Consider the following 23,026-nt stretch of genomic DNA (forward strand, 5'->3'; position numbering starts at 1 on the left):
TGGAGGCGGCAACTAGGCGAGGGTTCGGATACCGTCAACCCCCATTTCAGCCACCTGTTTCACGTTGTGCCTCGGGCGGGTCGCCACGCCAACGATTTCGCCCCGCCTTGGGCTGCACGAGCGTCCCGTGCTCGAACAGGAAGCCGGCAATATCGGGCTTGCCCGCCGCCTTGATGACCGTCTGGAGGATGATGAGCAGCGGGACGGCCAGCAGCGCGCCCGATGTGCCCCACACCCAACCCCAGAAGCTCAGCGAGATCAGGATCAGCAGCGGGCTGATCGTCAGCCGGTGACCGACGACGAACGGCGTGATCGCGTTCGCCTCGATCAGATGCAGCCCGTACATCAGCGCGGGCGGCAGCAATGCCATCCAGATGTCCGAAAACGTCATCAACCCGCCGAGCGCGAGCAGGAACGCACCGATCACCGGCCCGAAATACGGAATATAGTTGAGCAGCGCGACGATCCCGCCCCACATCGCGGGATAGGGCATGCCGATGAACCACAGCGCGGCGCCCGTAACGATCCCGAGCAGGATGTTGATCACCGTGATCGTGCCCAGATAGGCGGACACGTCGTCGACGATGTCCTGGATCACGCGCGCCGTCGCCATCGCGCCGTCGAAGCTGGTCCGCCCGGTGATCGTCTGCCGCCGCATCCGCGTCCAGCCGGACAGGAAGAAGAACACGATCAGGACGCCGAACAGGAACTGCACGATGACCGCAGGCGCGGACGTCGCGGCGAGTTCGAGGATCGAGCCTGGTGCGGCGACGCCCGCGGTGGCCGGCTGCTTGATCGGCGTCGACGCGACCTGGCGCAGCGTCTTGTTCACATATTTCTCGAGGCTCGAATACAGATCGAGCAGTGGCGCAAGGTTGCTCTGGATCCGGTCGAGCCGGGTCGGCAGCAGCCGGAAGAAATCGGTCGCAGGCACGAGGATCGCGGCGATCGCGATATTCGCGGCGATCAGGAAGACGAGGATGCATAGGATCGCGGCCAGCGGCGACGGCACGTGGCGACGCTCGAGCCATTCCAGCACGGGCACGAGCGCGACCGAGATCACGAGCGCGATCGTGAGCGGCAGGAAGAACTCCGCCCCCGATTTCAACGCGAACGGCATGGCGAGGATGAGGCCGACACCGGCGGTCAGCGTGAGCGCCGCGAGCAGGCGATCGCGACGCTGCGCGATTCGCATCGCATCCTCGACCCCGACCGCGATCGGCAGTCCGAACGCACTTTCGGCCGGCGGGCCTTCCGCAACGGCGCCGCCCCCGCCGTTTGGCTGGCTTGGTTCCTGGCGAAGTCCCTCGTCCGTCATGGCAATTCCTTTGCCACCCCATCCCGTAATCGCGGTCGGCATTCAAGCCGGACGAGAGCCGCACGCATAATCTATTTCGCCTCCCGTCATCCTAACGAACGTCAGGATGCAGAGCCGCAAAGGATGCCCTACGGTACCCTGGATCCTGGCTTTCGTCGGGATGACGCGGAAGTCGTGATCGCCGAGGTCTAAGCCGTCACACCGACCCGATCCGCGAACAGCCCCTGCAGGTCCTTCTTCAGGATCTTGCCGTTCGCGTTTCGCGGCAACGTCTCGTGCACGAACCGCACCGCGACCGGCGTCTTGAACGCCGCCAGATGCTGCCGCACCCAGCCCTGCAATTCGGCCTCGGTCGTCACCGCGCCCGGCGCGAGGTGCACCACCGCCGCGGGCTCCTCGCCCAGGATCCGGTGCGGGATGCCGATCAGCGCCGCATCCGTCACCGCCGGGTGCGCGTATAGGACGTTCTCCACCTCGCTCGAATAGATGTTCTCGCCGCCGCGGATGATCATGTCCTTGGCGCGGTCGACGATGTAGCAGAACCCCTCCTCGTCGAGCCGCGCCAGATCGCCGGTGCGCACCCAGCCGTCGACGAACGTCGCCGCGGTGGCCTCGGGCTTGTTCCAGTATCCCTTCACGATCATCGGCCCGCGCGCCCAGAGTTCGCCGATCTCGCCTACCGGCAGCTCGGTCACGCCGTCGTCGGCGACGATCTTGAGGTCGGCGACCGCGACGGGTGGCCCTGCGCTGGTCGGGCGGTTGAGATATTCCTCGGCGCCGTGATGCGTGACGGTCGCCATCGTCTCGGTCATGCCCCAGCCATTGCCGGGCATCGCGCCGAACTCGGCATGGATCCGCTTCACCAGCTCGGGCGCCGCGGGCGCGCCGCCATAGGCGATCGATTCGAGTGACGAGAGGTCGTATTTGTCGCGATCGGGATGTTCGAGCAGCTGCCACGCGATCGTCGGCACGCCGCCGGTGATGTTGACCTTTTCGCGCTCGATGATCTCCATCGCGCGGATCGTGTCCCATTTGCGCATGAAGATCATCGTGCTGCCCGTCGCGATCACCCCCATCATACCCGCGGAGCACGCGGTGACGTGGAACAGCGGGATCACCGTCAGCGTCACGCGCGGCGTCGGCTCCGGCGGCGCCTCGCCACGCCGCAGGAACGAGCGCGCCGACGAATAGCCGCCCGACAGGATGTTCGACATCATGTTGCGGTGCGTCCCCAGCGCCCCCTTGGGGGCGCCGGTGGTGCCGCTGGTGTAGAAGATCGTCGCATCGTCGTCGGGCGCGATCGTCGCCTCGGGCAGGCCGATATCGGGCAGCGCCGCCCAATCGTGCGGCGTGCCGATCACGTCCTCCAGCCGCGTGACGATCCCGGTCAGCGGCTCCGTGGCGCGTGCGACGAGCACATGCTCCAGCGCGGGTAGCGTCGCATACGCCCCCTCCAGCCGGTGATGCCGCTCATCATCGGTGATGAGCACGCGCGCGCCCGAATCGGCGAGGCCGTATTCCATCTCCGCGCCGGTCCACCACGCATTGAGTGGCACCATGATCGCGCCGATGCTGGCGCCGGCAAAGAACGCCACCGGCCATTCGGGCAAATTGCGCATCGCCAGCGCGACGCGGTCGCCAGCGCCGATCCCCATGTCGCGCAACCGGTGCGCCAGCACCGCAATCGCTCGAAAATTCGCCTCGTAGGTGACACGCTCGTCCTCATACGACGTGAACACCCGCTCGCCATGCGCGCGCGCCGCCTCGGCCAGCCAGCGCAGCGACGGCGGCGCGTTCTTCCAGATCCGCGTCTCGACGCCGCCGATCGCCAGCGTCTCCATCTCGAATTTCGCGCCGGGCGCGGTCAGGAGTCGCCCGGCATCGGCGAGCGACATCGCCGGCCAGGAGGGATCGGATGCGATGATCGGTTCGCTTGCCAAGACCGGTTGACTCCAGAGTTGAATTTCGGGTTTGGCTTATCGCCTGTTCGAAGACAGGTTATAGTTGATTCCTGCTTCGCTCAAGGCAATAGAGGCATTAACTTCGAACTAGGGGTATGGAGCGAGCCGTGACGGGGACGATCGAAACATGAAAACCGCCAAGCCCTCGGCACATGGCTTCGACGCGAGCCGTCTGGCCGCGATCGATGTGCTGCTCCAGACCCGCTATCTGGATTCGGGCAAGCTACCCAACGCGCAGCTGCTGATCGCGCGCGACGGCGAGGTGGTGCACTTCTCGCATGCCGGCGCCGCCCGCGAAGACGGCAAGACGGTCGACGAGGGATCGCTGTTCCGGATCGCGTCGATGACCAAGCCGATCACCTCGGTCGCCTTCATGATGCTGGTCGAGCAGGGCCTCGTCGCGGTCGATACGCCGGTCCATCACGTGCTGCCCGAATTCAAGGATATCGGCGTCTATAACGGCGGCGGCGCGGGCGTCCCGTTCGTCACCAAGCCGACCGCCGAGCCGATGCGGATGATCGACCTTCTCCGCCACACTGCGGGGCTCACCTACAGCTTCCAGAATCGTTCGAACATCGACGCCGCCTATCGCGAAGCCAAGATCGAGAACTGGCATGGCGGCCATGATCTCGACGGCTTCGTCGCCGCGCTGGCGCAGATCCCGCTCGAATTCTCGCCGGGCACCGCCTGGAATTATTCGGTCGCGACCGACGTACTCGGCGCGGTCGTACAGCGCGTGTCGGGGCTGCCGCTCGACCAGTTCTTCAAGACGCGCATCTTCGCACCGCTCAAGATGAAGGACACGTTTTTCCAGGTCCCCAAGGGCAAGATCGACCGCCTTACGGATTGCTACACGCTTGTGCCCGGCAAGGGCCGCGTGATGTACGATCGCGGCGCGGACAGCGGGTGGAGCCGGATGCCGAAGCTCGTCTCCGGCGGCGGCGGACTCGTGTCGACCGCGCTCGATTACCACCGGTTCAACACCATGCTGCTGAACGGCGGCGAACTCGACGGCGCGCGAATCCTCGGGCGCAAGACGCTCGCCCTGATGACGCAGAACCACCTGCCCGGAAAATCCGATCTCGCGACGATGTCGAAGTCGCTGTTCAGCGAGGCGTCGAACGCGGGCACCGGCTTCGGCCTCGGCTTCGCGATCACCGACGACGTCGCCAAGACGATGGTGCCGGGCTCGCAGGGCGAATATTACTGGGGCGGGATGTTCTCGACCGCGTTCTTCGTCGACCCGGTCGAGCGCGTCTCGATGGTGTTCATGACGCAGCTCTCGCCCAGCAGCCTCTATCCGATCCGCCGCGAGCTGAAGACGATGATCTACGCCGCGATAACCTGATCCAGACACGGCCGTCATCCCGGCGAACGCCGGGACCCAGGGCCGCACGCACACCGATTTTGGCTCTGGGTCCCGGCGTTCGCCGGGATGACGGGGCCAGCACCAGGAGAGAATGATGACCAGCCCGATCCGCACCGAACGCCATGACGACGTCCTCGTGATCATCTCGAACAACCCGCCGGTAAACGCGCTCGGCGCCGCGGTCCGCCAGGGCCTCGAAGCCGCGATCAACGAAGGCGTCGGCGACGACAGCTTCACCGCGATGGTCATCCGCTGCGACGGGCGTACCTTCTTCGCCGGCGCCGACATCACCGAGTTCGGCAAGGAAATGGTCGAGCCCGGCCTGCCGACCGTCGTCGACATGATCGAGGCCTCGTCGAAGCCGGTGGTCGCCGCGATCCACGGCACCGCGCTCGGCGGCGGGTGCGAGGTCACGCTCGGTTGCCATTACCGCGTCGCCGTCCCCTCGGCGAAGATCGGCACGCCCGAGGTGAAGCTCGGCCTGCTCCCCGGCGCAGGCGGCACGCAGCGTATCCCGCGCATCGCCGGCGTAAAGCTCGCGCTCGAAATGACCGCGAAGGGCGATCCGATCTCGGCGAAGAACGCGCTCGACGCCGGCCTGATCGACAAGATCGTCGGTGAGGACTCGCTCGAGGCCGACGCCGTCGCGTTCGCGCGCGAGATCGCGACCAAGCGCCCCCTGCCCCGTGCGTCCGAGAAGACGGCGCCGGCCGATCCGGACGCGGTCGCTGCGTTCAAAAAGGAGAACGCCCGTCGTTTCCGTAACTTCGACGCGCCGGCCGCGAACATCGCCTGCGTCGAGAAGGCCGCCGACGGCTCCAGCTTCCAGGAGGGCATAGCGTTCGAGCGCCAGGAGTTCATGAAGCTGATGACCGGCGTTCAGTCGGCAGCCCAGCGCCACATCTTCTTCGCCGAACGCCAGGCCGCCAAGATCGACGACGTCCCCGCCGACACCAAACTGCGCGAGATCAAGCGCGTCGGCGTGATCGGCGCGGGCACGATGGGCGGCGGCATCTCGATGAACTTCCTGTCCGCGGGCATCCCCGTCACGATCGTCGAGATGCAGCAGGACGCGCTCGATCGCGGCACCGGTGTCGTCCGCAAGAATTACGAGGCGACCGCCGCCAAGGGCCGGATGAAGCCCGAACAGGTCGAACAGGCGATGGGCGCCCTGAAGCCGACGCTCGACTTCGCCGATCTCGCCGAGTGCGACCTGATCATCGAGGCGGTGTATGAGACGATGGAGGTGAAGAAGGACATCTTCACCAAGCTCGACGCGATCGCCAAGCCCGGCGCAATCCTCGCCTCGAACACCTCCTATCTCGACATCGACGCGATCGCGGCCTGCACGAAGCGTCCCGAGGACGTCGTCGGGATGCACTTCTTCTCGCCCGCCAACGTGATGAAATTGCTCGAAGTGGTGCGCGGCGACAAGACCGCGGACGACGTGCTCGCGACCGTCATGGCGCTCGCCAAGAAGATCAAGAAGGTCGCGGTCGTCGCGGGCGTCACCTACGGCTTCATCGGCAACCGCATGCTCATGCCGCGCCAGGTCGAGGCGACCAAACTGTTGCTCGAAGGCGCGAGCCCCGAGCAGATCGACAAGGTCCACGTCGCGTTCGGCATGCCGATGGGCCCGTTCCAGATGAGCGACCTCGCCGGCGTCGACATCGGATGGCATCGCGACCCGAGCCGGATCGAGAACATTCGCGACGCACTCGCTGCCGAAAACCGCTGGGGGCAGAAGACCAAGGCGGGCTTCTACGATTATGACGAGAAGCGCACGCCGTCGAATTCCCCCCGCGTGACGGAAATCATCGACGATTTCCGCGCCAAGTCGGGCGTCACCCCGCGCGAGATCAGCGACGAGGAGATCGTCGTACGCACGCTCTACACGATGGTCAACGAGGGCGCGCTGATCCTCGAGGAGGGCAAGGCCCAGCGCGCGTCCGACGTCGATGTGGTCTGGATCTACGGCTATGGCTGGCCGGTCTATCGCGGCGGCCCGATGTTCTGGGCGCAGTCCGAGGGGCTGGCGAAGGTCGTTGCGGGGCTCGAGAAATACGGCTTCCCGGTGGCGAAGTCGCTGAAGGACGCAGCCACCTCGGGCGGTCGCCTGAAGTGATCGCGCGCGGCCGCCTCGTCCGGGCGATCCCACGCTGATGGACCGCTCCGCGCTCCAGACCGCGGCGGCGATCCGTGCGGGCGAGACGACCGCGCTCGCCGAGTGCGAGGCGGCGATCGCGCGGATCGAGGCGCGCGACGGTGCGATCAACGCCGTCGTCGTCCGCGATTTCGCCCGGGCGCGGGAGGCCGCCAGCGTGCTCGACGCGGAAGGTCCTGACGAACGGCCGCTGTTCGGCGTGCCGATGACCGTCAAGGAATCGTTCGACGTCGCCGGGCTGCCGACCAGCTGGGGCGTCGGGGTCCACCGCGACAACATCGTCGACCGCGATGCGGTGGCCGTGACACGACTAAAGGCGGCGGGTGCGGTGATCCTCGGCAAGACCAACGTGCCAGTGCGATTGAGCGACTGGCAAGCCGACAATCCGATCTATGGCCGCACCAACCATCCGCTCGATACCGCGCTCACCCCCGGCGGATCGTCGGGCGGCGGCGCGGCCGCGCTCGCCTCGGGCATGGTGCCGCTCGAGCTCGGCTCCGACATTGGCGGCTCGATCCGCGTACCCGCCGCGTTCTGCGGTGTCTGGGGGCACAAGCCGACCTATGGCGTGCTGTCCGACATCGGCCACCGCGTTCCCGGCACCGACGGGGCAAGCGCCGTCCTGGGCGTGATCGGCCCGCTCGCGCGCGATTCCGAGGATCTGGCCGTCGCGCTCGACATCCTTGCCGACCTCCCGCTGCCCCGCCCGAGCGTCGACCTCGCCCGGCCGCGGATCCTGCTGCTGACCGCGCATCCCGCGGCGCGCGTGGATTCGTCGATCGTGTCGGCGATCGAGCATGTCGGGGAGGTGCTGGGCCGCGCAGCTGCCATCGTGTCGCACGCCGCGCCGGCGATCGACCTGGCGGCGCAGCATGCGGATTACATGCGGATGCTCGGCATCGCGATGACGCGCGGCGGCCCGGCGCGTGACGGCAAGGTCGCGACGCTGTCGCACTGGTTCGGCCTGCTCGATTCGCAGGCGCGGCTGCAGCGCGCATGGGGCGCGCTGTTCGAAGAGTTCGACGCGGTGATCGCGCCCGCCAGCGGCGTGAGCGCCTTCGCGCACATCGCCGAGCGCAATGTCGCGCGACGCACGCTGTCGATCGACGGCGAGGACACCCCGTTCGGCGTCCAGTTCGCCTGGGCGGGTCTCGCCACCTTCCCCAATCTGCCCGCAACCAGCGTGCCCGTCGGGATCGACCCGCGCGGCCTGCCGATCGGCGTGCAGGTCATCACCAACCGTTACCGCGACCACGACGCGATCGCCGTCGCCGCGCTCGCCCACCGATTAAGCAGGAGCTGATCCGATGTCCGACCTCGACACTTTCCGGTCCGAAACCCGCGCCTGGCTCGCGGAAAACTGCCCGCCCGAGATGCGCAAACCTGTGCGCTCGGAGGACGATGTCTGCTGGGGCGGGCGCCAGTTCAAGCCGTCGAGCCCGGCGCAAAAGGAGTGGCTCGACAAGATGGCCGCTAAGGGCTGGACCGTCCCTGACTGGCCCAAGGCCTATGGCGGCGGCGGGCTGTCGCCGGCCGAGACCAAGATTTTGCGCGAAGAGATGGCGGCAATAAAGGCGCGCAACCCGCTCAACTCGTTCGGTATCTCGATGCTTGGACCGGCGCTGCTGAAATATGGCACCGAGGAGCAGAAGCTCGATCACCTGACCAAGATCGCGCGCGGCGAGATCCGCTGGTGCCAAGGCTATTCTGAGCCGAATGCGGGCTCCGACCTTGCAGGGCTTGCCACCTCGGCGGAGGACAAGGGCGACCATTATCTCGTCAACGGGCAGAAGGTGTGGACCTCCTACGCCGACAAGGCCGACTGGATCTTCTGCCTCGTCCGCACCGACAAGACGAGCAAGCAGGGCGGGATCAGCTTCGTGCTGTTCGACATGGCCTCGCCCGGCGTGTCGACCAAGCCGATCCTGCTGATCAGCGGCAATTCGCCGTTCTGCGAGACGTTCTTCGACAATGTCGAGGTGCCCAAGATCAACCGCGTGTACGACGAGAACAAGGGCTGGGACGTCGCGAAATATCTGCTCGGGCATGAGCGCGAGATGATCTCAGGCATGGGCCTCGCGTCGAGCGGCGGCAATCCGCTGATCGACGGCGCGATCGCCACCGTCGGGCTCGGCCATGACGGCCGGCTCGCGGATCCGCTGCTGCGCGCGTCGATCGCGGTGTTCGAGGTGCGCGCGAAGGCGTTCGGGGCAATGTCCGAGCGGTTCATCGACGAACTGAAGGCGGGCAAGGCGCACCCAGCGCAGCCGAGCATGATGAAATATTACGGCACCGAGCTGAACAAGTCGCGGTACGAGCTGATGATGGCGGCGGGCGGTTCGGACGCGCTCGAATGGGACAGCGACCGATCGCGCGGCGGGGCTGTCCCCCGGTCATGGCTGCGCACCAAGGCGAACTCGATCGAGGGCGGAACGAGCGAGATCCAGCTCAACATCATCGCCAAGCGGATCCTCGAACTGCCCGCCTGACCTTTGACCGTTCTCCCGCGAAGGCGGGAGCCCAGAATCATGAACGCTGCGCGTGGGGCTCCTGGGCCCCCGCCTCCGCGGGGGAACCAGAATGCCACTCTATCTAGACGACGACCAGACCGCCCTGCAGGACACCATTCGCGATTTCGTCGCGGAGCATGCGCCGGTTAGCCATATGCGGGCTTTGCGTGACGCCGACGACACAACCGGCTTCTCGCGCGACCTGTGGAAGCAGTTCGCGGAGATGGGCTTTACCGGCATCCTGATCGGCGAGGATCAGGGCGGCCTCGGGCTCGGCCATGTCGAGGCGGGCGTGGTGCTGGAGGAGATCGGGCGCAACCTGTCGCCTTCCCCGTTCCTTTCCACCGCGGTCGCGGCGGTCGAGGCGCTCAAAGGCACGGGCCAAGCCGAACGCTGGTTCCCCGGGATCATCGCCGGCGAGACCGTCGCCGCGCTCGCGATCGACGAGCGCGCCAAGCACCGCGATACCGTCGCGATGAAGGCCGAACGGTCGGGCAACGGGTTCCGGCTGACCGGTGAGAAAAGGTTCGTCACGCACGGCCACACCGCCGACCTGATCATCGTCGCCGCCCGCACCGCAGGATCGGACGACGACAAAGACGGCATCACCTTGTTCGCCGTCCCGAAGGACGCCGCCGGGCTGTCCGCACATGCCGAGCGCCTCGCCGACGCCAGCCTTGCCGCGCGCCTCGAGTTCGACGGCGTGGAGGTCAACGCGGATGCGGTGATCGGTGAAGTCGATGCCGGCCGCACGCCGCTCGATAGCCTGCTCCGCGCGGGGCGTACCGCCGCGTCGGCCGAGCTGCTCGGCGTCGGCGGCGGAGCGATGGATATGACGGTCGGCTACATGAAGCAGCGCAAGCAGTTCGGGACGCTGATCGGCAGCTTCCAGGCGCTCCAGCACCGCGCCGCGCATCTCTATTCGGAGATGGAGGTCGCGCGTGCCGCCGTCCTCAAGGCGCAGCAACTGCTCGACCAGGGCAGCGACTGCGCGGACGAGGCGGTGTCGGTGGCCAAGGCGATGACCGCGCTGGCGACCACGCTCAGTGTCCAGGAGGGCGTGCAGATGCACGGCGGGATCGGGATGACCGACGAATATGACATCGGCTTCTACATGAAGCGCGCGCGGGTGCTCGCCGAGATGTTCGGCGACGCCAACTTCCACGCCGATCGTTTGGCGCTCGCTGCCGGCTATTGACCAGAACTTGTGCCCCCGCGAAGGCGGGGCCCAGACTGGGCTCCCGCCTTCGCGGGAGAACATGGAGGTCAGATGAGCTTGGATACTACCGATACGTCCCCCGAAGCGCTCGCCCAGGGTCTCGTCGACCTGCTCGAGATCGAGGAGGTCGACACCGACCTCTATGTCGGCAAGCGGCAGCCCGGTGGCGTCGGGCGCGTGTTCGGGGGCCAAGTCATCGCGCAGGCGCTGCAAGCCGCGCAACGCTCGACCGAAGGCCCCAAGGCCGCCCACTCGCTGCACGCCTATTTCATGCGGCCGGGCAACGAGGACTATCCCATCGTCTTCCGCGTCGTCCGCGATTTCGAGGGCCGCAGCTTCGCGACGCGGCGCGTGATCGCGATGCAGAAGGGGCAGCCGATCCTCAACATGGCGGCATCGTTCCAGATGCCCGAAGAGGGCCTGCACCATCAGCACGCGATGCCCGACGTGCCCGCGCCCGAAACCTTGCGCTCCGACCGCGACCTGCGGCTCGAGACTATCGACGGCATCCCCGAGAAGTTTCGCGCGCACATGCTGCGGTGGCGGCCGATCGAGGTCCGTCCGGTCAACCCGCGCAGCTGGATCGATCCGGCGCCGCAGGATCCGCACTACGCCAACTGGTTCCGGCTCTGCGCGCCGATCGGCGACGATCCGGCGATGCACCGCGCGATCCTGGCATACGCGTCCGACATGGCGCTGCTCGGCACCGCGCTGCTGCCGCACGGCAAGAACTGGATTACGCCGGGGCTGCAGACCGCCAGCCTCGATCATTCGCTATGGCTGCACGAGGATTTCCGCGCCGACGACTGGCTGCTCTACGCCTGCGACAGCCCGTGGTCGGGCCATGCGCGCGGCTTCAACCGCGGCAAGATCTACGCAAGAGACGGCCGCCTCGTCGCCAGCGTCGCGCAGGAGGGCCTGATCCGGATGCGCCAGTAACCCCCCCGCGGGATCGCGGTTACTTGCGCACCCAGACCTTCTCGCCACCGATCCACGTTTCCTGCACCACGGTCGCGCGCAGGTCGGTCGGCGAGGCGGTCGTCGGATCGCGGTCGACGATGATGAAATCCGCGCGCTGGCCGGGGGCAAGCGCGCCGAACTGCTTCTCGGCAAACCCGGCATAGGCCGCAGCCCCCGTCATCGCCCACCACGCCTGTTCGCGCGTGACGATTTCCTGCGGTTGCCACCCGCCCTGTGGCTGGCCATCGGCATCCGCGCGCGTGAACGCCGCGGCCCAGGTCGCGAACGGATCGGGCTTTTCGACCGGGAAGTCGGTGCCGAATGCGAGCTTGGCGCCATTGGTCAGCATCGATTTCCACGCATAGGCGCCTGCCAGCCGGTTCGGGCCGAGCCTGGCCTCCGCCATCGTCCGGTCGCTGGTCGCGTGCGTCGGCTGCATCGACGCGATCGTGCCGAATTTGCCGAATCGCGGCAGGTCGGTCGGATCGACCACCTGCGCATGCTCGATCCGCCAGCGCCGATCGCCGGTATAGGTCTCGCTCTCGACCTGGATCGCGTCGAGCACCATCTGGTTGGCCTTGTCGCCGATCGCGTGGACCGCGACCTGATAGCCATCCATCGCCGCCCGGCTCATCTGGTTCTGGAGCTGGTCGTCGGTGAGGAAGCCGAGACCCGACTGGCCGGGTGCGTCGGCATAGGGCTTGAGAAGCCACGCGCCCCGCGAGCCGAGCGCACCGTCGGCATAGAGCTTCACGCCCCCCATCCGCAGGCGATCGTTATAGAGCCAGGGCGTCGGCCCCTTGCCACCGATCCGGCTCGCGGTCTCGACGCCCAGCGCATAGCTCATGATGCGGACGCGAAGCCCGCCGATATCCGCCATCCGCCGATAGGTGAGCCAGTCGTCGAGCGTCGTGCCCATATCGGCGACCGCGGTGACGCCGTAGCGTAGCAGGATGCTCTGGGCGGTCAGGAACGCGGCATCGCGCTCCTTGGGCAGCGGCTGCGGCACGACCTTCTCGATCAACGCCTGCGCGCCATCGATGAACACGCCTGCGGGCGCGCCGCCGGTCTTCTCGATCCGTCCGCCCGCCGGCGAAACGGTCGACGCGGTGACCCCCGCCTCGCGCATCGCCTCGCGGTTCGCCCAGCCGGCATGACCATCGGCGCGCGACAGCCAGATCGGGTGCCCGCCCGAGACCGAATCGAGATCCGCCGCGGTCGGGAAACGACCCAGCCCCCACGCCTCCTGGTTCCAGCCGCGCCCGATCACCCATTTGCGATCGGGATTGCCGGCGATGTAGGCGGCGATGCGCGACTTGGCCTCGTCGAGCGACTTGGTCATCGACAGATCGAGCGACAAGGCGCCGAAGCCCATCTCGATCACATGCCCGTGCGCATCGACGAATCCGGGCAGCACGGTCTTGCCACCCATGTCGACACGCCAGTCGTAGAGCGGCTTGCCCGCGTTTTTCTTCAGTTCCTTGCGGCTGAGCTTCGGCGCCTCTTCGCCCGGGGGAACAAGTCGCGTGACCCGGCCGTCCTTGTCGATCAGGATCGCCTTGAAATGGATCACCCGGCCGCCGTCGGCGACCGTGATACCGTTGACGTTATCGACGATGCCGTCGGCCATGGCCGGGGACGTGGCGAGCGCGACGACCGCCGCAGATACAAGAAAACGCATCACTTCGCCACTCTCCACGCATGATCACTGGTCGGCCGGCAGTGTTCCCGGGACTTTACGCCCGATACCAAAGCCTTGGCATTCGCGCCCCACGATACGCACGCGGAACGCGCGGCCCGTACCGACGACGTCCCCCGCAAGGTGTGCTGTACGCGCGCTGTGCCGAAAACCGATTTTGCCATTGGTCCCGCGCATAAGCGGTGTTCCCCCCTTGCGCCAGATGGTCTAGCGGGTCGGACATGGCTACCCACGCTGCCGTAGCGGCACCCACCCTCCCCGTCTCGATCGACGATGTCCGCGTCGCGCATGACCGGATCCGCGCATCGATCGTCCGCACGCCGACGCTGATCAGCAAGACGCTGAGCCAGATGACCGGCGCGACGGTGTATCTGAAGTTCGAGAATCTTCAGTTCACCGCGGCGTACAAGGAGCGCGGCGCGCTCAACACGCTGTTGCAGCTGTCGCCGGAGGCCTGCGCGAAGGGCGTGATCGCCGCGTCCGCGGGCAACCATGCGCAGGGTCTCGCCTATCATGCCAACCGGCTCGGCATCCCGGCGACGATCGTGATGCCGGTCAATACGCCGACCGTGAAGGTGATGCAGACCGAGGGCCACGGGGCCAATGTCGTGCTCCACGGCGAGACGTTCGACGCGGCCTATGCGCATGCCCGCATCCTCGAGGGCGAGTGCGGCTTTACCTTCGTCCATCCGTTCGACGATCCGCGCGTCATCGCCGGCCAGGGCACCGTGGCGGTCGAGATGCTGGAGGACGTGCCGCAGATCGACACGCTCGTCATCCCGATCGGCGGCGGGGGGCTTATCTCGGGCATGTCGACTGTCGCGCGCGTGGCGAGCCAGCAGCCTGGCGGTCATCCGATCGAGGTTGTCGGCGTGCAGGCCGAGCTGTTCCCGTCGATGTTCAACCGGATCAACGGTACCGATATGCCCTGCGCAGGCGATACGCTGGCCGAGGGCATCGCGGTCAAGGAACCGGGCGCGATCACCTCGAAGATTGTTGCCGAACTGGTCGACGACATCCTGCTGGTCAGCGAACGCAGCCTGGAAGAATCGGTCAGCCTGCTGCTCCAGATCGAAAAGACCGTCGTCGAGGGTGCCGGCGCCGCGGGCCTCGCCGCCTTGCTGTCGCATCCCGGACGGTTCGCGGGGCGCACCGTCGGTATCGTGCTGTGCGGCGGCAATATTGATACGCGGCTGCTCGCCAACGTGTTGTTGCGCGATCTGGCGCGCTCGGGTCGGCTCGCGCGGCTTCGTATTCGGTTGCAGGACAAGCCCGGTGCGCTGTTCCACGTGGCGCGGATCTTCGATCAGGAACGCGTCAACATCATTGAAATCTATCACCAGCGCGTCTTCACGACATTGCCGGCAAAGGGGCTGATCACCGACATCGAATGCGAAACGCGCGACCGTGCGCATCTCGATCGGCTGGTGGGTGCATTGCGCGCCAGCGGGTACGAGACATCGACCGTCGAGCTCGCATAATTATCACGGTGATCCCGCTATTTAGCGTGTTAACCCATAATCGTGGTAAACGCGCTTTTCAGGATTGCATGACGCGACCATATACGGCGGAACGCGATCTTTCGCGCTTTCCTGAAGGACATCCGGTTCGGTGACTGCGCCTTTTCGTTTCCCGCGCTTCTTCGTCACCAGCCCGTCGCCGTGCCCGTATCTGCCGGGCCGGCAGGAGCGCAAGGTGTTCACCGAGTTGACCGGGCCGCATGCCAGCGAACTCAACGATGCGCTCGGGCGGATCGGGTTTCGTCGCAGCCAGGGGGTCGCCTATCGACCGTCATGCGCCGGATGTACCGCGTGCGTCTCCGTCCGCGTGGTGACGAATGCGTTCACGCCCAATGCGACGCAGCGTAAATTGCTCAGGCGTCACGGCGATATCGAAGTGACCGCGTGCAAGGCGTGGGCGACCGACGAGCAGTTCCAGTTGCTCCGCCGCTATCTCAGGACGCGCCACCCCGGCGGCGGCATGGCGGGCATGGACGAAGACGATTACGCCGACATGATCGAGCATTCGCCGGTCAATTCGGTGATCGTCGAATATCGTGAGCCTTCGGTCGGCAGCGCTCGCGGGCGGTTGGTCGGCGCATGTCTGACCGATCGCCAGGCGGACGGGCTGTCGATGGTCTACAGCTTCTTCGCGGCCGACGAACACGGCCGACCGGGGTTTGGCAACTTCATCATCATGGACCACTTGACCCGCGCACGCGAGGCGGGGCTGCCATATGTGTACCTCGGCTACTGGGTGAAGGGTTCGCCGCGGATGGAGTACAAGACGCGCTATCGGCCGCTCGAGGTGCTTGGGCCGGCGGGATGGCGGCGGCTGGAGGATGCCGACCTCGTGACGCAGACCACTGCTGTTGCGGCGGTTCCCTAATCGAGATCATTTTCTAGCGCGAACATGGCGGATCCCCGCCTTTGCGGGGCAATAGTCTTCAGTCCTCGCGCTGTACCACCACGTCGACATCGAGTTCTTCACCGCCCTCGCCCAGCCGCGAACCAGCCACCGGCGCCGCGCCGGCGGCATCGAGCGCCATCGCGACGCGAACATAATGCTCTTCGGGCGACATCCCCGTGCAGGGATCGAACCCGACCCAGCCGAGCCCGTCGACATATGCCTCCGCCCAGCCATGTGGCGTGGGCAGATGCACCACTTCGAAATCATTGTGATGATAGCCCGAGACATAGCGCGACGGCGCGCCGAGCGAGCGCGCCGCGACCGCGAAGATCTGTGCCATGTCGCGCGGCGTGGCGCTGTCCTTGCGAAACGCCGCGCCGGCAGTGAGCCCCGGCTCGGGCCGCCCGGTATCGAACACGAACCGCGCGTGCAGCGCGCGGTTGAGCCGGTGCAGCGCGCCGACACGGTCGCGCGCGCCGACCACCGCGTCCGCCGCGAACGCGGCGATTGCGGGGTCATGCGCCGTCGCCTCGGTCGACCGCAGGAACAATGCGGGCGGCAACGTCTCGTGGACGCCGTGCAGGACGCCGTCGGAGTGACTGGTCAGCACCTCGCCCTTCACGGTGATCTCGATCCCGTCGACCGGCCCTTCGGCGTAGAGCATCGTCACCGCGTTGCCGAAACCATCGCGGCCGGGGCGCAACCGCGCGTCGCAATCGACGTCGATCCGCCACGACGCGACCGTCTGATCATGCGTGTTCTCCGGAGTCAGCCGGAGCATCTGCACCAGCCGGCCCTGCGGCTGGGTGAAGCGGTAGATCGTGTGATGATCGATCGACAGCCGCATCAATGAAACTTGAACTGGCGGCCGATCGCGCCGTGGAGCAAGGCGTTCTCGGCGATGAACGCCTGCAGATACTGATGCAGGCCGGAGGCGATGACCTCGCCCGACCGCGTCTTGCTCATCCGGCTTGCCCGCATTCGCGCCATCCTGTCCGCCTCCCCGTGATTGCCCGTGCGTTTCGCCAGCAGGTTGAGCACGTCGACAGTCTCCTCGACCGAGGCGGCCAGACTGCGTGGCAGTTCGGCGCGGGCGATGAGCAGATCGATGACGTCGGCAGGCCGCAAACCATCGCTATAGAGCCAGCGATAGGCAGTCACCGCAGACACGGTCTGAAGGATCGTCGTCCACTGATCGCGGTCGATCGCACCACCGATCTTCTGCCCCTCAGGGAGCAGTATGTGGTATTTCACGTCGAGCAGCCGCGCGGTGTTGTCCGCGCGCTCAACCGCCTGCCCGAGCCGGATGAACCATGTCGTCTGGTTGCGCAGCATCCGGTGGATCGCGCCCTCGAACCCGCGCGTCTCGGTCTTCACCGCTTCGACCAAGTTCATCTGCTCGGTCGTGCTGCGCGGCGTCGACCGGATCTCGAACAACAGCCACGCACGGTTGATCGCAGTCCACGCCTCGCGGGTCAGCGCGGTGCGGACCGCCTTGGCATTGTTGCGCGCCATGTCGACGCAGCGCACGATCGAGCCGGGGTGGCTCGAATCGAGCGTCAGGAAACGCACGACCTCGGTCTGGCTGAGATTGCCGCCGAGCGTCGCGAACGGCTCCTCGGTTTCGGTAACGGCGAGCGCAGACGCCCACGCCGCCTCGCCCGCGGGTTGCGAGGACAACACGTCGAGGCGGACGGTGGCTTCGACCAGCCGCGCGATAAAATCCGCGCGCTCGAAATAGCGGCCCAGCCAATAGAGCGACGATGCGGTACGCGAGAGCATCAGGACTCCGCTCCCGACGGCGGAAGCATTGCGCCAAGCGTCTGCGACATACCACCCATCGTTTGCGTCATGCCGCCCGGCCTCATGCGTTGCGTTTGGTCCGCCATCAGCACGAAGCTGTCCTTCGTGCCGCCGCCTTGGCTGGAATTGACCACCAGCGACCCCTCCTTGAGCGCGACGCGCGTAAGTCCGCCCGGCACGACCTGGACACCCTTTGACCCACTCAGCACGAACGGACGGAAATCGACGTGCCGCGGGCTGAGGCCGCCGTCCGCCATCGTCGGTACGGTCGACAACGCGAGCGTCGGCTGCGCGATGTAGCGATGCGGTTCGGCGATAAGCGCGGCCCGGAAATTCTCGATTTCCTGCTTCGACGCAGTCGGTCCTACGAGCATCCCGTAGCCACCCGAACCATCGACCAGTTTCACGACGACGTCCTTGAGGTTGTCGAGCACGTACTTCAGCGCCTGCGGCTCGCGGCAGCGCCAGGTTTCGACGTTGCGCAGCTTGCACTCGCCGCCCGAGTAGAATTTCACGATGTCGGGCATGTAGCTGTAGATCGCCTTGTCGTCGGCGATGCCGTTGCCCGGCGCGTTCATGATCGCGACGTTGCCGGCCGCATAGGCCGCGATCAGCCCGGGGACGCCCAGCGCGGAATCTGGCCGGAACACGAGCGGGTCGAGATAATCGTCGTCGATCCGGCGATAGATCACGTCGACCTTTACCCGCCCCGCGATCGTCCGCATCCAGACGATATCGTCGTCCACGACAAGATCGGCGGCTTCGACAAGTTCGATTCCCATCGAATCGGCGAGGAAGCTGTGCTCGTAATAGGCCGAGTTATAGTGCCCAGGAGTCAGCAGCACGCAGGTGGGATTCGCCCCGGTACCGTGCGGCGCGACCGATTTCATAGTCTCGAGCAACAGGTCGGGATAGCTATCGACGGCCGCCACGCGGAACTCGCGAAACAGCTCGGGACACAGCCGCAGCATCGCCTCGCGGTTCTCCAGCATATAGCTGACGCCGGACGGCGTGCGGGCATTGTCTTCGAGCACGAAGAAATCGTCCGGGCCTGTGCGGACCAGATCAATCCCGCAGATATGCGCCCATACCCCGTGCGGCGGGCGGATGCCGGCAATTTCGGGGCGGAACTGCGCGTTGCCGAGCACAAGGTCTTCGGGAAGAATCCCTTCCTTCAGGATACGGCGCTCTCCGTAAATATCATCGAGGAACGCGTTGATCGCTTCGACGCGTTGGACCAGCCCTTCGGAGAGCCGCGTCCACTCGTCATGCAGGAATACGCGCGGGACGATGTCAAACGGGATTATCCGCTCGGCCGCTTCGTTTTCGCCGTAGACGGCGAAGGTGATACCAAGCTGACGGAACGTCGTCTCCGCGGCCTCTTGCCGGCGACGCAGCTCGGCATCGGGCGTCTCCTCGATCCATGTGCCGAGGGCCGCCAGTTCGGGTCGCGCGGTCGTATCGCCCGGCGTGCCCATGATCTCGTCGAACGCTTGTTTCCCCATCGAAACGGTCAATTCCCTAGCAAGCGTTGCGGTTCCATGCTGCAACGCATTGCTGCGCCGCACAAGGCTAGATTACGGTCCGTCATGCTGCAATTGCCCTCACCGTGACGAAAGTCGAGATTAGGGAGCGCTCGGACTCAGGCGCCCAGCCCTTCCAACAGGGCCGGCGTCAGGACCTGTGGCAGGACGGTCGGCTCAGCGGCACCGGGCGCATAGTAGAGGTACAGCGGCACCCCCGCGCGGTTATGCGCCTGGATGAAGCGGCCCATCACCGGATCGCCATCGGTCCAGTCACCGATGAGCGCGGCGACTTTGTTCTTCGCGAACGCGTCGCGCACCCCGGCGGTGTCGATCGCCGCCTTCTCATTGACCTTGCACGTCAGGCACCAATCCGCAGTGAAGTACACGAACACCGGGCGCTTCTCGGCGCGTAGCGAAGCGAGCCTCGCCTCGGTGAACGCCTCATCGCCCGAGGTCGCGACCTTGGCGGACACCGGCGGCGCGCGCGCGATCAGCACCGCGCTGCCGACGAACACCGCCAGCAACAGGGCCTGCGCGACGACGCCGAACGCCTTGCCCTTGCGCTGGCGCGTGCCGCCGATCCAGAGCACCACGCCCACCGCCAGCACCGCGATCAGCGCGAGCGTCAGCGTGTCCACGCCGGTCTGCCGCCCCAGCACCCAGCCGAGCGCAATCGCAGTCAGGAACATCGGCACCGACAGGATATGGCGGAACGTCTCCATCCAGACGCCGGGCTTGGGCAACCAACGCCGCCACGACGGAATAAACCCGATCGCGAGGAACGGCAGCGACAACCCGATCCCGAGCCCGCCGAACACCGCGAGCGCCGCCGGCCATGGCAGGACAAGCGCCGCACCGAGCGCCGCGCCCATGAACGGGCCGGTGCACGGCGTGGCGATGAATGCCGCGAGCGCGCCCGTCGCGAACGCACCGCTCGCACCGCTTTCGCCAGCAAAGCGCGGCGTCGGCACCTCGAACAGTCCGGCGAGGTTGAACGCGATCGCCGCGCTCAACAGCAGCAGCACGACGATGGCCGCGGGATGCTGCAACTGGAACGCCCAGCCGACCGCCGAGCCGCCCGCACGCAGCGCCAGGATCGCGGCGCCGAGCCCGAGGCAGACCAGCACGACGCCTGCGGTATAGGCCAGCGCCTCGCCGCGCGCGTCCTTCTCGCTCGCACCGCCGCGCGCGAGGCTGAGCGCCTTGAGGCTGAGGATCGGGAAGACGCACGGCATGATGTTGAGGATCAGTCCGCCGAGCACCGCGCCCGCAAACGCGACCAGCGCGGTCAGCCAGAGGCTTTCGCCATTCGCGCTGGTCGCGGCGTCGGTCCCGGCAACCTCGGCAACCACGCCGGACGTCGCCTTGACGCTCAGGCCCTGGCCGTCGCCGATCCGCAGCACGCCTTCGATCGGTCCGCCAAGCTTGGCGTTCGCCGCGACCTTCGTGCTGATCGTCAGCCGGTCGCCATCGCGCGTGACCGTCTGCGCGGCGCCATTCTCGATCGCACCTGTGGTGACGGGGAAGAAATACGCCTTGTCGGCCTTCGCGCTGGCAGGGAACGGGATGGCGATGCGCATCGTCCCGTTGCTCGCCGCATAGGTCGCACCCGCGTCGAGCGGCTTGGGGATCGCCTGCCGCCAGCCTGCGAACGCTGCCGCCTGCGACGGCGCGCCATCACCAATCGTCAGGTCGAGCGACAACGCCTTTTCCTCGGGCACGCAGATCGTCGCCGAGCAGACGAGGTAGCCCGTCTTCAGACGGATCGGGAATTTGGTGCCTGCCGCCAGCCCGGCTGGAACCTGGATCGTCACGAGCGGCGCGTAAGGCGCCTCGTAGACATAGTTCATCAGCCCCGCGATCAGCAGCGTCGTCGGCACCGGCCATTCGGCGTCGCCCGCCTTCGCGCCCGCCGGCAAGGTCCAGTCGAACGTCGCCGGAAAGCCCGCATCGCCGGGGTTGCGCCAATAGCCATGCCAGCCCTTTTCGGGCGTGGTCGCGAGTGCGATCGTCAGCGGTGCACCAGCCTTCGGGTGATCGCTTTCGGCGACCAGCGTCATCATCAGGTGCTGGCTCGATCCGTTGAGCGATTCCGCAAGCGCAGGGCCGCTCGCGAGGCCGCACATGGCCAGCAAGACCGTCATCAGGACGCAACGTAAACTGCGCATGGCCATCCTTGTTTCGTTCATCGCGCAAAGCCATAGCGGTGACCTTGTCGTATTGCACTTCAAAGCGACGCGCCGGATCGCTGGCGTCAGCTTGGTAAAGGACTGCTCGTGAAAGCACTTATCGCCGCGCTGCTGCTGACTTCGGCCGCTTCGGCCTCCGCCCAGACGGCGCCTCCGGCCTCAGCGGCTGCGCCCGCCGCGACATCGACGACACCGCCGAAGCTGATCGTCGCGATTTCAGTCGACCAGTTCGCCGCGGACCTGTTCCAGCAATATCGCAACCATTATACCGGCGGCTTCACGCGGCTGCTGAACGGTGCGGTATTCCCGAGCGGCTATCAGAGCCACGCCGCGACCGAGACGTGCCCCGGCCATTCGACGATCCTGACCGGCATGCGGCCCGCGCATACCGGGATCATCGCCAACAACTGGGTCGACCAGCGCGCGGGGCGGCCCGACAAGATCGTCTATTGCTCGGAGGACGAGCGCGTCGCGGGCAGCACGCACGACAGCTACACCGTGTCCGACATGCACCTGAAGGTGCCGACGCTGGGCGAGATGATGAAGGCGCGCGATCCGCGCACTCGTTCGGTCTCGGTCGCGGGCAAGGATCGCGCGGCGGTGATGATGGGCGGCCACAAGGTCGACGAACTCTGGTGGTGGGACGGCAAGACCTATGTCTCCTACGCCGGCCGCGCGGTGCCGCCCGCGGTGCAGCGCACGCGCGATGCGGTCGCCGCGCTGATCTCCAAGCCGCAGGTGGCACTGCCGCTGCCCGGCTACTGCGCGGCGGTGAACCATCCGATCGTGATCGCGGGCAAGACGTACGGCCAGGGCCGGTTCGAGCGCGAGGCGGGCGACGCCAAGGGCTTCCGCGTGTCGCCGGCGTCCGATGCAGCCGTGTTCGCGATGGCGGCCGCGCTGGTGCAGGACATGAAGCTCGGCAAGGGCCCGCAGACCGACATCATCGACATCGGCGCATCGGCGACCGACTATATCGGCCATACCTACGGCACGCAGGGGTCGGAGATGTGCATCCAGATGGCGCAGCTCGACAAGACGCTCGACGATTTCTTCGCCGTGATGGATGAGACCGGCGTCGACTACGAGGTCGTGCTGACTGCGGATCATGGCGCGCACGACGCGACCGAGCGCCAGCAGCAGCGCGCCATGCCGATGGAGGCGCATATGGAAGAGAACGTGCTGGCCAAGCAGGTCGGCACCGCCATCGCCGGGGACATGGGGCTCAAGGGCAGCGTGCTGCTCGGCACCGAGGGCGACGTCTATATCGATGATACGCTGCCGGCTAAGACGCAGGCCAAGGTGCTCGCCGAGGCGCTGCGCCGCTACCGTGCGCTGCCGCAGATCGCGGCGGCGTATTCGACCGCCGAGATCATGGCAACGCCGATGGCGAAGACTCCGCCCGAGACATGGACGCTGATCGAGCGCGCGCGCGCGTCCTTCTATCCGGGGCGCTCGGGGCAGATGGTGGTGTTGCTCAAGCCGCGCGTGACGACGATCGTGTCGCCCGCGGGCGGCTATGTCGAAACGCACGGGTCGCCCTGGGATTATGATCGCCGCGTGCCGATTCTGTTCTGGCGCAAGGGGATGACCGGGTTCGAACAGCCGCTATCGGTCGAAACGGTCGACATCGTGCCGACCTTGGCCGCGACGATCGGGTTGCCTGTGTCCGGGTTGGACGGGCGCTGCCTCGATCTCGATCCGGGGGCTGCAAGCACCTGCGCAAATTGAGGCGCGCCTCGCTCGCCCGGACTGTTCTCCCATAAAGGCGGAGTCCAGTCTGGGCTCGCGCCTTCGCTGAAGAACGGTCTTTTTGACGCGCGTGGTGCTTCATTGCGATCGTTAGCCACGTTTCGCTGCCCCACCGGTCATTCTGACAAAATGAGCATCGCGTGCATC

The 23,026-nt window shown here is 66.5% G+C and carries 17 protein-coding genes; 10 read left to right on the forward strand and 7 right to left on the reverse strand.

Annotated features, from left to right (window positions below):
• Window positions 1-46: 46 nt before the first annotated feature.
• Both ASF00_RS09670 and ASF00_RS09675 read right to left on the reverse strand, forming a co-directional pair.
• Window positions 47-1,195: an AI-2E family transporter gene (locus tag ASF00_RS09670; protein ID WP_156348316.1), complete on the reverse strand. Its 1,149-nt coding sequence runs from the start codon at window positions 1,193-1,195 to the stop codon at window positions 47-49.
• A gap of 311 nt (window positions 1,196-1,506) precedes the next feature.
• Window positions 1,507-3,213, reverse strand: coding sequence for a class I adenylate-forming enzyme family protein (locus ASF00_RS09675; RefSeq protein ID WP_055878764.1), 1,707 nt, complete (start codon window positions 3,211-3,213; stop codon window positions 1,507-1,509).
• 193 nt (window positions 3,214-3,406) lie between these two features.
• Here ASF00_RS09675 and ASF00_RS09680 point away from each other — a divergent pair, with 193 nt between their 5' ends.
• The 6 genes from ASF00_RS09680 to ASF00_RS09705 all read left to right on the forward strand — a co-directional run bounded on the left by ASF00_RS09680 (window position 3,407) and on the right by ASF00_RS09705 (window position 11,480).
• On the forward strand, window positions 3,407-4,627 hold the full coding sequence (locus ASF00_RS09680) for a serine hydrolase domain-containing protein (RefSeq protein WP_055877972.1): 1,221 nt from the start codon (window positions 3,407-3,409) through the stop codon (window positions 4,625-4,627).
• A 115-nt stretch (window positions 4,628-4,742) separates the two neighbouring features.
• Window positions 4,743-6,773, forward strand: coding sequence for a 3-hydroxyacyl-CoA dehydrogenase NAD-binding domain-containing protein (locus ASF00_RS09685; protein WP_055878767.1), 2,031 nt, complete (start codon window positions 4,743-4,745; stop codon window positions 6,771-6,773).
• A 37-nt stretch (window positions 6,774-6,810) separates the two neighbouring features.
• Entirely contained in the window at window positions 6,811-8,115 is a 1,305-nt protein-coding gene (locus ASF00_RS09690; protein ID WP_055877975.1) for an amidase family protein, read from the forward strand.
• A 4-nt stretch (window positions 8,116-8,119) separates the two neighbouring features.
• Entirely contained in the window at window positions 8,120-9,301 is a 1,182-nt protein-coding gene (locus tag ASF00_RS09695; RefSeq protein WP_055877978.1) for an acyl-CoA dehydrogenase family protein, read from the forward strand.
• Window positions 9,302-9,392: 91 nt separating this feature from the next.
• Window positions 9,393-10,520 (forward strand): acyl-CoA dehydrogenase family protein, encoded by a 1,128-nt coding sequence (locus tag ASF00_RS09700; RefSeq protein WP_055877980.1) that lies wholly within the window; start codon window positions 9,393-9,395, stop codon window positions 10,518-10,520.
• Window positions 10,521-10,592: 72 nt separating this feature from the next.
• Entirely contained in the window at window positions 10,593-11,480 is an 888-nt protein-coding gene (locus ASF00_RS09705; protein ID WP_055877983.1) for an acyl-CoA thioesterase, read from the forward strand.
• Window positions 11,481-11,499: 19 nt separating this feature from the next.
• Here the strand turns inward: ASF00_RS09705 and ASF00_RS09710 are convergent, their stop codons facing one another.
• A complete protein-coding gene (locus ASF00_RS09710) occupies window positions 11,500-13,182 on the reverse strand; it encodes an amidohydrolase (protein ID WP_055877985.1) in 1,683 nt (560 codons plus the stop codon).
• A 239-nt stretch (window positions 13,183-13,421) separates the two neighbouring features.
• Here ASF00_RS09710 and ASF00_RS09715 point away from each other — a divergent pair, with 239 nt between their 5' ends.
• Both ASF00_RS09715 and ASF00_RS09720 read left to right on the forward strand, forming a co-directional pair.
• On the forward strand, window positions 13,422-14,681 hold the full coding sequence (locus ASF00_RS09715; RefSeq protein WP_055877988.1) for a threonine ammonia-lyase: 1,260 nt from the start codon (window positions 13,422-13,424) through the stop codon (window positions 14,679-14,681).
• A gap of 130 nt (window positions 14,682-14,811) precedes the next feature.
• Window positions 14,812-15,588 carry an arginyltransferase gene (locus tag ASF00_RS09720; protein ID WP_055877990.1) on the forward strand — a complete coding sequence of 259 codons (777 nt, stop codon included), beginning with the start codon at window positions 14,812-14,814 and terminating at the stop codon, window positions 15,586-15,588.
• Window positions 15,589-15,646: 58 nt separating this feature from the next.
• Here the strand turns inward: ASF00_RS09720 and ASF00_RS09725 are convergent, their stop codons facing one another.
• From ASF00_RS09725 to ASF00_RS09740, 4 genes are all read right to left on the reverse strand, one after another.
• The gene (locus tag ASF00_RS09725; RefSeq protein ID WP_055877993.1) at window positions 15,647-16,456 is read right to left on the reverse strand and encodes a transglutaminase family protein; all 810 of its coding nucleotides are present in this window, start codon (window positions 16,454-16,456) and stop codon (window positions 15,647-15,649) included.
• On the reverse strand, window positions 16,456-17,391 hold the full coding sequence (locus ASF00_RS09730; RefSeq protein WP_055877995.1) for an alpha-E domain-containing protein: 936 nt from the start codon (window positions 17,389-17,391) through the stop codon (window positions 16,456-16,458). The genes ASF00_RS09725 and ASF00_RS09730 overlap by 1 nt, the downstream gene beginning before the upstream one ends.
• A complete protein-coding gene (locus tag ASF00_RS09735; protein ID WP_055877997.1) occupies window positions 17,391-18,917 on the reverse strand; it encodes a circularly permuted type 2 ATP-grasp protein in 1,527 nt (508 codons plus the stop codon). Before ASF00_RS09735 ends, ASF00_RS09730 begins: the two co-directional genes overlap by 1 nt.
• A 137-nt stretch (window positions 18,918-19,054) precedes the next feature.
• Window positions 19,055-21,106 carry a protein-disulfide reductase DsbD domain-containing protein gene (locus ASF00_RS09740; protein WP_200910516.1) on the reverse strand — a complete coding sequence of 684 codons (2,052 nt, stop codon included), beginning with the start codon at window positions 21,104-21,106 and terminating at the stop codon, window positions 19,055-19,057.
• Here ASF00_RS09740 and ASF00_RS18720 point away from each other — a divergent pair.
• Both ASF00_RS18720 and ASF00_RS09745 read left to right on the forward strand, forming a co-directional pair.
• Entirely contained in the window at window positions 21,063-21,218 is a 156-nt protein-coding gene (locus ASF00_RS18720) for a hypothetical protein (RefSeq protein ID WP_162233579.1), read from the forward strand. The genes ASF00_RS09740 and ASF00_RS18720 overlap by 44 nt on opposite strands.
• A complete protein-coding gene (locus ASF00_RS09745; protein WP_055878002.1) occupies window positions 21,215-22,858 on the forward strand; it encodes an alkaline phosphatase family protein in 1,644 nt (547 codons plus the stop codon). Before ASF00_RS18720 ends, ASF00_RS09745 begins: the two co-directional genes overlap by 4 nt.
• The last annotated feature ends 168 nt before the right edge of the window (window positions 22,859-23,026 follow it).

This window comes from Sphingomonas sp. Leaf34 (assembly GCF_001421805.1).
Taxonomy (GTDB): domain Bacteria; phylum Pseudomonadota; class Alphaproteobacteria; order Sphingomonadales; family Sphingomonadaceae; genus Sphingomonas.